9 protein-coding genes and 1 pseudogene are annotated in these 11,950 nt (G+C 41.6%); 7 read left to right on the top strand and 3 right to left on the bottom strand.

Features of this window, described 5'->3' with window-relative positions:
- Positions 1-192 precede the first annotated feature (192 nt).
- Positions 193-2,418, bottom strand: a complete 2,226-nt coding sequence (locus C7B70_RS23535; RefSeq protein WP_106371364.1) for a protein phosphatase 2C domain-containing protein — start codon at positions 2,416-2,418, stop codon at positions 193-195.
- Positions 2,419-2,693: 275 nt separating this feature from the next.
- Between C7B70_RS23535 and C7B70_RS27260 the strand changes: the two are divergent.
- The 3 genes and pseudogenes from C7B70_RS27260 to C7B70_RS23525 all read left to right on the top strand — a co-directional run.
- A pseudogene (locus C7B70_RS27260) lies at positions 2,694-3,266 on the top strand (transglycosylase domain-containing protein); the annotation flags it as partial.
- Between the two features lie 34 nt (positions 3,267-3,300).
- A complete protein-coding gene (locus C7B70_RS28060; RefSeq protein ID WP_339376692.1) occupies positions 3,301-3,528 on the top strand; it encodes a hypothetical protein in 228 nt (75 codons plus the stop codon).
- Positions 3,529-3,677: 149 nt separating this feature from the next.
- On the top strand, positions 3,678-5,993 hold the full coding sequence (locus C7B70_RS23525; RefSeq protein WP_146134154.1) for a DEAD/DEAH box helicase family protein: 2,316 nt from the start codon (positions 3,678-3,680) through the stop codon (positions 5,991-5,993).
- A gap of 231 nt (positions 5,994-6,224) precedes the next feature.
- On the opposite strand, the gene C7B70_RS23520 is transcribed toward C7B70_RS23525, so the two are convergent.
- Entirely contained in the window at positions 6,225-6,842 is a 618-nt protein-coding gene (locus tag C7B70_RS23520; protein WP_106371362.1) for a hypothetical protein, read from the bottom strand.
- Positions 6,843-6,979: 137 nt separating this feature from the next.
- On the opposite strand from C7B70_RS23520, the gene C7B70_RS23515 reads away from it, so the two are divergent.
- Positions 6,980-7,657 carry a response regulator transcription factor gene (locus tag C7B70_RS23515; protein ID WP_106371361.1) on the top strand — a complete coding sequence of 226 codons (678 nt, stop codon included), beginning with the start codon at positions 6,980-6,982 and terminating at the stop codon, positions 7,655-7,657.
- Between the two features lie 8 nt (positions 7,658-7,665).
- Positions 7,666-9,084 (top strand): ATP-binding protein, encoded by a 1,419-nt coding sequence (locus C7B70_RS23510; protein WP_106371360.1) that lies wholly within the window; start codon positions 7,666-7,668, stop codon positions 9,082-9,084.
- On the opposite strand, the gene C7B70_RS23505 is transcribed toward C7B70_RS23510, so the two are convergent.
- On the bottom strand, positions 9,079-9,861 hold the full coding sequence (locus tag C7B70_RS23505; RefSeq protein WP_106371359.1) for a Uma2 family endonuclease: 783 nt from the start codon (positions 9,859-9,861) through the stop codon (positions 9,079-9,081). The genes C7B70_RS23510 and C7B70_RS23505 overlap by 6 nt on opposite strands.
- 414 nt (positions 9,862-10,275) lie before the next feature.
- Between C7B70_RS23505 and C7B70_RS23500 the strand changes: the two genes are divergently transcribed.
- On the top strand, positions 10,276-10,758 hold the full coding sequence (locus C7B70_RS23500; protein WP_106371358.1) for a hypothetical protein: 483 nt from the start codon (positions 10,276-10,278) through the stop codon (positions 10,756-10,758).
- Positions 10,759-10,792: 34 nt separating this feature from the next.
- Positions 10,793-11,425, top strand: a complete 633-nt coding sequence (locus C7B70_RS23495) for a hypothetical protein (protein WP_106371357.1) — start codon at positions 10,793-10,795, stop codon at positions 11,423-11,425.
- Positions 11,426-11,950 lie beyond the last annotated feature (525 nt).

Here is an 11,950-nt window from a genome sequence, read left to right as displayed (position 1 = left end):
TCATTAGTCAAATCCGTGGGATAAGGTTTGCGTTTCATCGGCTATAGGTACAACTCGGTCGTTGTTCTGATTATTGCTAATACTTTACAGATACGCTCTTAAAAAATTATTGTGGATTTTGCTAGCAATTTAGGTAAGCTTTGGGCGGGTAGGTGATGAACCAGTCTGATTGGTAATATTAAAATTTTTTAGCTATTTTGGCAACTCAACGCCAGGAGTATTAGCCGGGGATTGTGGGGTATTTGAGGAAACAAAACAGGTATTTGCGGGAGCTTTTTCGACTGCCGCAACTATTTCAGTTTCCGGTATCCAACCACTCAAATCTTGCCCTGGGGTCTGACGGGCGCAGACTTTGAGCAATAGCCATTTTTGCCGATCTAAGGTAGTTACGCGCTCGGCTACCTGTACAATGCTACCAGCAAAAATTCCTACCACGGCTTTAGAATTTGTTTCTGGTTTTTGGCGCAGTGATAATCCATCGATTTGGCTAACTGTTACTCCGACGGGTTTTTTAATTTGAAATACTGATTTTAGGTCAACTTCCGGCGAAAAGCCGGGTTCTGTTGTAGTTATCGTAGAACTAACTTTAGGTTTCCATAAGTTCTGGAGCGGTCCTATAAATAAATAAGCAACTCCACCCAAACCCAACAATAAAATAAGTCCAGCAATTATTGTCTTTGGCGTGGAGTTTTTGGTTGTTGTGACTTGTACTGTAGGTATAGTAGCAGGCAACTCTATTATAGGTTCCGGGGTGTGGGGGAGTGCTTCCGCAATCGTTTCTTCTGCGGGACTTGGGGCAAAAAGTGCCAAAGAGTGATTAAGGGGAGAAGGAGGCTCTACAAAATTGCCTTTGTAGTGAATAACACCAACGGTTACATTATCGTGACCGTTATGAGTATTGGCAATTTCGACGAGTCGAGCGGTGACTTCCGCTACTTGGGTTTTGCCTTCAAGAATAGGCAAAATTTCTGTATCCCAATGTTGTTCGACGCGATCATAATCGCTTAAGCCATCAGAACATAAAAGAAATACGCAATCCTCATCTAAAATAAATCGATTTACGGTAGGATGCAGAACTAAGTTCATGCCTAAAGCTTGAATTAACGATCCGGAGGAAGGCGCAAGGATAGCAGTGCTGTAAAGGGAATAGCCTAGTCGTACTTCCCGCGCCGCCACATCATCATCTAGAGTTATTTGATGGCAGCCAGTGCGGGTAATCAGGTAAGCGCGACTATCGCCGACATGAGTGAGGTACATTTGTTGCTGGTGAGCTAAAGCCATTACTAAGGTTGTCCCCATCCGTTGACGACCAGTGCGATCTTCGCTATCGTTGCGATCGCTAATTCGGTCATTAGCAGCGTGAGTTGCTTGCTCTAAAGCGCCGATTAGTGAGTTCTCGCTGTTTTCGGGTTCGGCTAATATTAGTTGCTTTACTTGCTCAGAGATAGTTTCAATAGCTAGGTTGGATGCAACATTTCCGCCTTCGTGTCCGCCAATGCCGTCGCAGACAATAGTTAATGTAGAGGCGATCGGGGCAGATTTTTCAACAGTTGTAGTCGTTCCGCTAGGGGGAAAGCAGGCATCTTCGTTGCGCTGACGGCTGGGACCTTTATCGGTAAGGGTGCTAGTAGTTAGATTGTAAGAGAGCGACTTTCCGCAGTCGGCTAGGGCTTTTTCTAAGCTGATAACTAAATCATCTGGGTGGCTAATTTCTCCCATCATTAAACCGTAGCAAAGCTGCTCTAAATACTCCCTAATAGTTGGTTTCGCCTGGGCTATCCGTTGATGCCACAATTCTCCTAATTGAGCAAGTGTCGGCGGCATTCCGGCAAAATCAAGCCTGAGTTGCAAGAGGCGGATAATCGATGCTTCAACTCTTACTAATTCCTCGTCAAGCAAACTTGACGCTACGCCTTCAGCGCATAGAGGTTGCCATAGTCCGGCAATTTGCCATAACCAGTGTAATTGGCGCAAGGAAGTGGCATCTTTCCATACAGTGCTTAATTGTGGCATTAGTTGCCCTGCTATTTCTCCCACGCCATAAATAGCAGTGTCTTCTAGGAGCAATATTTTGGTTGATTCAGGTTCTTTATCTGCTGGTATCTGGGCGTAGACTTGAGGTATGTGGAGGCGATAGGGAACAAGTCTTAAGTAAGGTTTAATATCGTAAGAAATATCCGAGGAGCGAGTTTCTGGGGGATTAATGGGTAAGGTATCCAAAAAAATGCGATCGCCTATCAGCAGGTAGCGCGATTGAACCATGTCGCCAACTTTAAGTGTTGTTCCTGCACCTACAGCCCACAAGTAGCGTTTGGTTAGGGGCATACCGCATTGCTGACAATATTTATCGGTGTCATTATTAATTGCTTTGCAGGCTTGGTTGGAACATTGGATTGTTGCTGCTACATCATTTTGCATAGGTTTCGCATCGATCAGAAAAAAAAATTAAGTAAAAAATCGCCCGGCAATTGCTTTAGTTTTCTTTGCCTAATCTAGACTTATTATATTTGCTACAGTGCGATCGCACTGTAGTTGGTTAAACTTACTTAGTTTTGGTGGGCAACAGTTTTAGCAGTTATTTTGTCTTTATCAGCATCGAATACAGTGAGTAAAGTCGCCTGGGAGCAGTCAAACAACTAACTAAAGGCTCAAGGCAGGTTTTTAAAAGAGTAAAGCAAGCGATATTGATTTTAATGGCAATTTTTTTACTTTGGCGATTTCTACCTTATATCTTTCCCATTTATGCGACTAATCTAACCCAAGAAGACCAATCGGTTGAATTAATTAGTCGGCAAAGGCTTCCTTTAGGAACATTGTTGACTCAAAGCCAAGAGCAAACGGCGGTTGTATCTCTAACCCAGGTTTCCTCCCACTTTATTCATGCCATTATAGCCGCAGAAGATGGGCAATATTATCAGCATGGGGCGCTAGAAATTCGGGCAATAGGGCGAAGAATAGTAGAGGCAATTTGCGCCCTATTGCTTGTCTCTAGGGCTTCTACAATTACAATGCAACTGGCACGAATGTTAGAGCTGCATCCGCGCAATTTGTGGGGAAAAAGCTAAGAAATTTGACACTCTTGGCGATTAGCTGCTGGTATGAATAAAAATGAAATTTTACACGCCTATATTAATCGCTTGCCAATGGGAGGCAATATTTACGGTGTTGAAGCAGCTTCAAGAGTTTATTTTGCCCTGCCATCAAGTGACCTAAATCTTGCCCAAGCTACTATTTTAGCGGTTTTGCCTAACGATCCTACGGATCTAAATCCTGCGATCGCAGTCTGTAACGGCGGACGGTTTGAAAATAGTTTCTCCCCGCAATGGCGACAACTTTTTGGTGTATCCAAATTCGCCACAGCAGAGGTTGGAATTGAAGTTAGCAGCTTTACAAGAACAGCCTGTAGAGTGGTGGATGAATGGGGAAAAGTTAGCAGATGAGGGGCTTTACTGGGTTTTACGTCCGGGTAGTTGGACTTTGGAAGTAAGAAGCGGGGAAATGCGCGATCGCATTACTTTTCAAGTATAATTGGCTGAAAATAAAACTATTCGGCGGGGGTTTTCGGTAGCTCCTAAGTAACGTACCGCAAAAGAGGAATAAGAAGAAATAAGATCGGTGAAATTTCTGACGTTTTTTTACTATGAGCCAGCTTAGGATCTAGCAAATTCGTAGCTACTTTGGTAAAAATTATGATAATCGCAGAAAATAGAACTGTTGAACTTGGATCGGCGGGGACAATACAAGTAAAGTCGGGAAGTTTACCTAAATCCCTGTATCAGCATCAAAATACAGCAATTCAAAAATTAAATATTATAAATCGCTCTCCTTTCAAAGGTTTACTTGTCCTTCCTACTGGCGGTGGTAAAACTTTAACGGCTGTCCATTGGCTATTGCAGAATTTTATAAACAAGCATAAAAAAGTGCTGTGGATTGCCCATCGTCATGAGTTATTAAATCAAGCGTTTAATACAATTGTGGATAGTTCTTATTCTGAGTTACTGAGCGATCGCACTAATTTTAGATATCGCATCATATCAGGTAGTAACGAACATGATATACCTGTAAACATTCAAGCTACAGATGACATTATTATTGCCAGCAAAGATAGTCTCAATAGTGGTATGGATTATCTACTAAATAAATGGGCGAATAATTTAGATGAAGTTCTTTTAGTTGTAGATGAAGCACATCATGCTACAGCTAAAACCTATCGTAAGGTTATTCATGCTTTAGAAGAAAGTAAGCCCAGAACTTTCAAAATGTTAGGTTTAACAGCTACGCCTTTTAGAACTGCTATAGATGAAGGAGGCTTGTTAAAGCAAATTTTTCCTGATGATATTATTTTCAAGGAAGATTTGAGAAGCTTAATTACCATAGGTATTTTAGCTGATCCTATATTTGAAGAATTACCTACTAAGTTAGAGATATACAACGACCTATTACCAAAGCATATTAAAGCAATTCAAGCTTTTGATAACATTCCTGAAGATATCGCTATAAGAATTGCTACAAGTTGTGAGCGAAATAATCAGATTGTCGATCAGTATTTCAACAATATAGAGAAATACAAACAGCTAATAGTGTTTGCAATTAACAAAGTTCATGCGAGCGCTTTAAATGGGCTTTTTAATGAAAAGGGAGAAGCTAGAGGTATTAATTTTAAATCGCAGCTTGTCTTAGCTGATATTACAGATGCTGCTACAGGCGTTAAAATTTCTGGTAAAACTAATGCTTTAGCCATCCAAGAGTTTAGAAATGGTCAAACTAATGTGTTAGTAAATGTCAACATTTTGACAGAGGGCGTAGATTTACCCAACTTGCAAACCGTTTTTCTAACTCGCCCAACCACTTCCACAATTTTTATGACGCAAATGATCGGTAGAGCTTTGCGTGGTGAGAAAGCTGGGGGTACAAAAGAAGCTTTTATTGTTAGCTTTATTGATGACTGGAAAAACAAAATTAATTGGGTAAACCCTGAAAAGCTGATTGAAAGCGAAGGTACGTTTAGCGAAACTACTAAGGAAAGAGATACTTCTATTGTCCGGTTGATTTCCATTGAAGAAATGGAAAAATTCGCCGTAATGATGGATACAACGATTGACACTTTTGCATTAGAAAAACTAGATTTCTTAAAGAGAATGCCTCTGGGTATTTATAAGTTTTCTATTCTTGAACATCTAGAATTACAAGAGGACTTAGGTAATAAAAATTACGAAGTGTTACTATATGATGACACTGAACAGGCTTATGAAGACTTTATTAACGATCTATCATCTCTATTTGAATCGCTAACTATAGGTGATAGAGAAGAACTAAATTCTCAGGAACTAGAGGCTTTATTTACTAAAGTCAAAATAGAATATTTCGCAAATTTTCATAGTTTAACTGGCTATCGAGATGAAGATATTAAAAACATCCTGCGCTATTATGCTCAAAATGAAAAGAAGCCAGACTTTTTAGCTTTCAAAAATCGTAAAGATTGCGACTTAGCCAAAGTGGCAAGTCATATTTATGACAAGGGTTTAGGTGGAGTAGCAAGAACCGAGTATGTTAATTCTCTTTGGGAAAACAGGCAAAATTTCTGGCAAGTATTGTTTGGTTACGAAAAACGATATTTTAAACAACAACTTGACATTGAAATTTATAAAATTGAGGAGCCTGAAAAGTACGAGCAAACACATATAAAAGCAAGTGTAGAGCATGATCGCGTAGATATACACAGTCTACCTTTGTCCGAAATTAAAGAGAGAGATTTTGACTATTACAGGAAACTAAAAGACTCAATCTATGCAAAACATACAGATACTAATGGAGATATAACTTGTGCCATTAGTGGAGTTAAAAGTAAAAGAAGATTAGACTTTCAAATCGACCACATCAAGCCTATGGCTAAGGGTGGACTATCAACTATAGATAATCTACAAGTATTATCGAGAAAAGCTCATACAGAAAAAACCCGTCAACAGAATCTTGCTAGAAATTCAGTAGCTTAAATTTTCAATTACGCGATCGCTCTCTGCTAATATATTTTGTCTAACAGAGAACTTCTGTAGCTCAATTGAGAGCGATAGAGCCACAAGCTCGCAGAGCTTCGCACTTTCGCACCATTTGTAGCCCAATATCAAAGGTTGTAGCATACCCCCGTTTATTTTCAGTAACAGAGAGCATTAATTTATCTCCACAGCGCGGAAGGTAAAGCTTTTCCTTCCGCACCACAGCAATAGTTAAGACTGCTTTTGTTGACGGTTTTGTTTTTTCTGGCGCATCTGCTCTAATTCTTGCCTCTGAGCCGCCGTTAAAACTGCATCCATCTTAGCTTTGGTATCGGTGCGAATTGCTTCCATTTGGGCTTTTTGCTCGGCTGTAAGTACCGCATCCATTTGCTGACGGCTTGCAGTGCGAATTTCTCTCATTTGAGTTTTTTGAGCATCAGTTAGTCCACTGATTTTAGGATAACCGCGACCTTTTCGTTCTCCACTAGCAGGTGATGATTGTGCTAGTTGTTGCCTTTGTTCGGCAGTTAAAACTGCATCCATTTTAGCTTTAGTATCGTTGCGAATTGCTTCCATTCGGGCTTTTTGCGCGGCGGTGGGGATAGCTTCAATTTGTTGGCGACTAGCAGATTTAATTTGTTGCAGTTGAGTCTTCTGTGCTTCGGTTATGCCGCTTAGACGGTCAAGTTTTCCACCCCCTCGTTTTCCTTCTCCTGATTCGCGTTGCTCCATTGAGGGGGCTGATTGGGCTACTAAAAACTGGTCTGCTAGGGCTTTGCTAGTGATGAACCCTCCTCCGCCAATCAGTACAGATACAGCAGAAACTACTAATAAGCGATTAATTTTCATGAGCGTCAAACCTTTGGATAAGTGTCATGTTTTAATTAAGCCCTATAAAAATTACAGTTTGACCTAAATCTAAATTACATTTTTGTAATTTAAGTCAGGAAGTAGGGAATATACAATTGAAGTTGTAGGTGAGATGGATGCACATTTTATTTGTTGAAGATGAGGCAAAGATCGCTAACTTTGTTAATGCAGGACTGAGGGAATACGGGTTTGTTGTTGACTATTGCGATAATGGCGATGAAGGCTATAGCCGCGCCCTAGATAACGAGTATGACGCTCTTGTGCTAGATATTATGGTTCCTGGCAAAGATGGGCTAGCAATTCTTAAAAGCTTGCGCCGAGCAAAACGCAATGTTCCGGTAATTTTGCTTACTGCGCGTAATGAATTAGACGATCGCCTTGATGGGCTAAATCTTGGCGCAGATGACTATATTGCCAAACCGTTTTTTGTAGAGGAATTAGTCGCCCGGATTCATGCAGTAGTGCGCCGCAGCAATGGCGATCGCCAAAATATATTAAGTGCGGGTGCAATTAAACTAGACTGTATTAAGCGAGAAGTCACTGGCGATCGCCAAGTAGTAGAACTCACTAGCCGCGAATTTAATCTGCTTGAATACCTAATGCGATCGCCTGGACGAGTTTTTACCCGCACCCAAATTTTAGAACACGTCTGGGGCTACGACTTTAATCCCACTACAAATGTTGTCGATGTCTGCGTTCAACGTATTCGCAAAAAGCTCGATCCGATTGGGGGTTCGCCTTGGCTAGAAAGCGTGCGAGGGGTGGGCTATCGGTTTCGCCAAGAGGAAAATTGATAAACGTGATGCGTTCTTTTCGTACTCGCCTAGCTTTAGCATCGGCGGTTTTAGCAGGTAGTGCGCTAATAGGATTTGGCATGACTTCTTGGTGGCTAATTTATCAAGCTAAAGTTAGTCGCCTTGATGAAGCAATCAAAAGCCAGTTGATGAGAGTCAATCGCTCTAAGCACTTTTTGCCCTTACCGCGCCTATTTGGCATTGATGAAGATACAACGATTGCGCTATTAGTCAACGATAACGAGAATAATACTCTTTATAAGTCTGATAATTGGCCCTTAGAAATTAAGGCAGATAGCCTCCAGTTGCCAGCAGGGACACGCCCCTTGATCGAAGCAGGAAGACCGCGAAATGATGTTTTTCCGCCCCGTAAGAGACTCCCGCCCCGCTTTGTGACTCAATATACATCAACACAAACTTGGCGCGTTGGTGCGGCGAGATTTCCTGCTAATCAAATTGCGATCGCTGTTAATCTTCAAACCATTGATAGTGAAATGGCAGCAATTCGCAATATCTTTTTAATTTCCATACTTATTGTCCTATTTTTGATTACTGGGGGGGCGTGGTGGTTGTCGGGTAATGCTTTGCGTCCTATAGGGCAATTGACAGAGGCAATTAAACACGTGACCGTCAAAGGACTAGATAGACGAGTTCCCATTGATACAACGGATGTAGAATTTGTAGAATTGATTGCGGTATTTAATCAGATGTTAGCGAGCCTAGAACGTAGCTTTAAGCAGGCTTCTCGCTTCAGTGGTGATGCTGCTCACGAACTAAAAACACCTTTGGCAATTTTGCAAGGAGAACTAGAACGCAACTTACAACAAGCTGAACCTGAATCTCAGATGCAGCAAAGCCTAAGTAGTTTACTAGATGAAGTGCGGCGATTGAGTGGAATTGTGCGAAAACTTTTGTTACTTTCTTTAGCTGATGCTGGACGAATGAACTTACATCGAGTAGAAGTAAACTTGTCGGAGATTTTGGCGCAAGTAGAGGAAGATATAGAATTATTAGCACCGCAATTGAAGGTACAAACAGATATTACTGCTCAACTGCACGTATTAGGCGATCGCGTTTTACTTACCCAAGTTGTGCAAAACCTTGTTACCAATGCGATTAAATACAATCTTGTCGATGGCTGGATACGCATTAATGCAACCCAACAAAAAGCCAGCTTATTAATTACGATTACTAATTCTTCTAAAAATATTTTACAAGGCGATCGCGAACGAATTTTTGAGCGATTTTATCGTGGAGATCCGGCTAGGACGCGCTCTGGAGTTGAAGGGACAGGACTCGGACTTAGTTTGTCTAGAGAAATTGCTAGAGCGCATGGGGGCGATTTAATCCTTAACTTGACCCCCTCTAACCAAACTGCTTTTACCTTAACCTTACCTACTTTAATAAGTAATCGCACTTTTTCATAACCTATCTGGATCTATTCCTCGTTCTCGTAATTTGGCTATTAGCAATTCTAGGTCTTGTTGAGCATTTTCGGCTTGTTGTTGGGCGATTTCAGTTTGTTGCTGTGCTTGATTTGCTTGTTGTTGGGCGATTTCGGCTTGTTGCTGTGATGCTTCGGCTCGTTCCTCAAGGGATAGATATCTATATCCTTCAAAGTCGTACCAGTACAACCATTCTCTCGTCCATCCTTGATGATTACCTTGCCCTGTACCTATGGCTAAATTAATTTCAGGTATCCAGATGCGATCGCCTATTTGTCTGACATAAGCTCCATCTACTAAGCGATAAACTTCTAAAACTTCGTGCTTATCTCTTTTGAAATAGTCTGGGTTGTAGATGACATAATACTCTGCCCCTAATTGAGTATATTTGACAAACTTAGTGTCGTATTCGCCGCCGTAAGCTTGGGAAACTACTTCAAAAACTATTAAAGGGACAATGTGATTTTCTTCCCACAATACATAACTTAAGCGTCCTTTATTATTTCTGCGCCTTGGTACACCAATACTTAGAAAACCATCGGGGACTATAGCTGTTGGGCGGATTTCAGGTGTATAGCTGTAGTAAATGCCCATATCTATCGCAAAAAACCAGTCTTGGCGATCTTTCCACAATAAAGTCAAGATTGAACGCAGTAATCCGGGAATTAGCTCTTGAAATTCATTATCCACTGGTGTATCGTCAGAATCCGGCAGTTCGGTAGCCGATGGTAAAGATTGCAATGGGTTGTACTGTAGCATGACGGCTTGTGGGATCTACTACCCAAATTTTATCGCTGTTTTTAATTAGAGAGCTTTGCGATCACGCTTTTTCGTAACGTAGCTGGATCTATTACTTGTTGTCGTCATTTGCCAAGTAGTGCGATCGCGCAACTTGTTACCAACCCAACAAATCACCAATGTTTTTTCCTTGCGCCTCTACCTTACTGTGTATTGCTGTGGTATGAAGCGTTTAAGCTAACTTCTACCAAAGGCTGGATAGAATGAATTGTAAATTTTGCTACTATTGCCTCCAAAGCTGTCAATTATTGCTGCTGAAAATCGCTTACTTTATCTTGAGTAAATTGGTTGAACGCTAACAATATATTGTTGATAGCTGTTTTAAAAGACTTCTAACTAGAACTAAAGGTCTTCTCTACTCAATGGAATAAGCCGATGTACACAACAAATTTTGAAAAGAAAAGAATTTTACGTCCAATAGCAATTCTACTGTCAGCAGTATTATCACTCTCAGTTATCACAGGTTGCGGTAGTAGAGCAAATACTGGCGCTCCGGTAGATAATACTCGCATTGAAAACCAAAATTATGCTAACAATAGTGATCGCGCTGGGCAGCCTCGTCAAGGAATATCTAACAAGCAAAAAGTAGTAATTTTAGCTGGAGCCGCCGCTCTTTACTATCTCTACAATCAGCATAAAAACAAGAAAGCAGCAGGAGCAGAAGGACAATACTACCTTTCCAAAAATGGGCGCGTTTACTACAGAGATGCTCAAAAGCAAGTTCACTGGGTAACGCCACCTTCAGAGGGCATTCGAGTACCGGAAAATGAGGCCCAAAACTACCGCGATTTTCAAGGCTACAATAATCGCTCCACAGGACGTGATTTAAGAGATTTACAACCAGCCCCAGCACTATAAAAAATTTACAAACTACGAATCATAGGAGACAAACATGGGTTTTTTAGAAAATATACTTAGTGGCGGTCAACATTCAGAGCAGAATTATCGAGATTTTGTCAATCGCTACGAACAGGGCGCACCTCACGAGGGATACTCTGATGAAGAAGTTTCTAGTCGTTACCAGCAAGTATCTAGGCAGTTACCCGCCGATGTATATCAAGAGTCTGCTCAAGAAGCTTTTAGTCGGATGTCGCCCCAAGAGCGGATGCAGTTCGGTCAGTATGTTCAACAGCAATCGCAGCAGCAAAACTACAATTTTCCTGATGCAGATGGTGACGGTCAAGATGATCGCTATCAAGATTCTAACTATCTGGCTCAGGCAACAAGTCGTATGCACCAACAGCAACCAGATATGCTTAGTCAAATACTAGGTGGTGCGGCGGGAATGCTTGGTGGTAATAGTCAAGGTGGTGGTGGTATGTTTAGCAATCCTCTAGCAAAAGGCGCGATGGCTGGGATTGCGGCTATGGCTGTCAAGAACATGATGAATAGAGGTGGTACAAGTCAAGGACAGTACGGTAACGTGCGTCCAGCTAGTGAAGACCCCTACGGCGACCCAGGGAATGTACGCCCAGCTAGTGAAGACCCTTATGGCGATCCTGCTGACCAACAACGCCGTTGGTAGTAGCTGTTAAACTTGCAGATTTAACTTGATTAAGAGCCTTTCCCCAATTTGGGGGGAGGCTTTCGGCTTCAGGGGATAATGTGGCGTCTTGATTAAGGAACTGTGCTTTCGCCCTAATTAGTCCTATTTGTAGGTTTTAGTCGATTAGGTGTGATGTGAGAATTATGCAAGCTATTGTCAAATGTGAGATACGGATCTTTTTAATCACTTTTATCCTACTTGGAATAGCAAGCTGTAATGTTGCTATTCTCTCTGGAAACGAGCCTTTATCAACGGTTTCCCCTTTACCTACGCCTCATTTACCAGACTAGATTGAACAAATTAGTCTGGTGGGTGAAACGGAAGTGTGAAGCCCTGCGTGCGCGCTTGCGCTATCGCAAATTCGCCTAAGAGCGTGTTTGTAAAGTATTTTAGGTAAGAGGACAGGTTTGCTCCGTTTGATGCTAACCGCCTTAGTATCAAACGGAGCATGGCAGCGTAAATTATGCTTTCACTGGTCTGCTATCGTCGTTCCTAGTCCTGACT

The organism is Chlorogloea sp. CCALA 695, from assembly GCF_003003885.1.
GTDB lineage: Bacteria > Cyanobacteriota > Cyanobacteriia > Cyanobacteriales > Chroococcidiopsidaceae > Aliterella.
This window is presented reverse-complemented; position numbering and strand designations above follow the sequence as displayed.

What these genes read in the sequence shown, in the direction of transcription:
- C7B70_RS23535 (WP_106371364.1), bottom strand. Translation starts at nt 2,418, where the DNA reads ATGCAAAATGATGTAGCAGCAACAATCCAATGTTCCAACCAAGCCTGC.
- C7B70_RS23520 (WP_106371362.1), bottom strand. Translation starts at nt 6,842, where the DNA reads ATGAAAATTAATCGCTTATTAGTAGTTTCTGCTGTATCTGTACTGATT.
- C7B70_RS23515 (WP_106371361.1), top strand. Translation starts at nt 6,980, where the DNA reads ATGCACATTTTATTTGTTGAAGATGAGGCAAAGATCGCTAACTTTGTT.
- C7B70_RS23510 (WP_106371360.1), top strand. Translation starts at nt 7,666, where the DNA reads ATGCGTTCTTTTCGTACTCGCCTAGCTTTAGCATCGGCGGTTTTAGCA.
- C7B70_RS23505 (WP_106371359.1), bottom strand. Translation starts at nt 9,861, where the DNA reads ATGCTACAGTACAACCCATTGCAATCTTTACCATCGGCTACCGAACTG.
- C7B70_RS23500 (WP_106371358.1), top strand. Translation starts at nt 10,276, where the DNA reads ATGTACACAACAAATTTTGAAAAGAAAAGAATTTTACGTCCAATAGCA.
- C7B70_RS23495 (WP_106371357.1), top strand. Translation starts at nt 10,793, where the DNA reads ATGGGTTTTTTAGAAAATATACTTAGTGGCGGTCAACATTCAGAGCAG.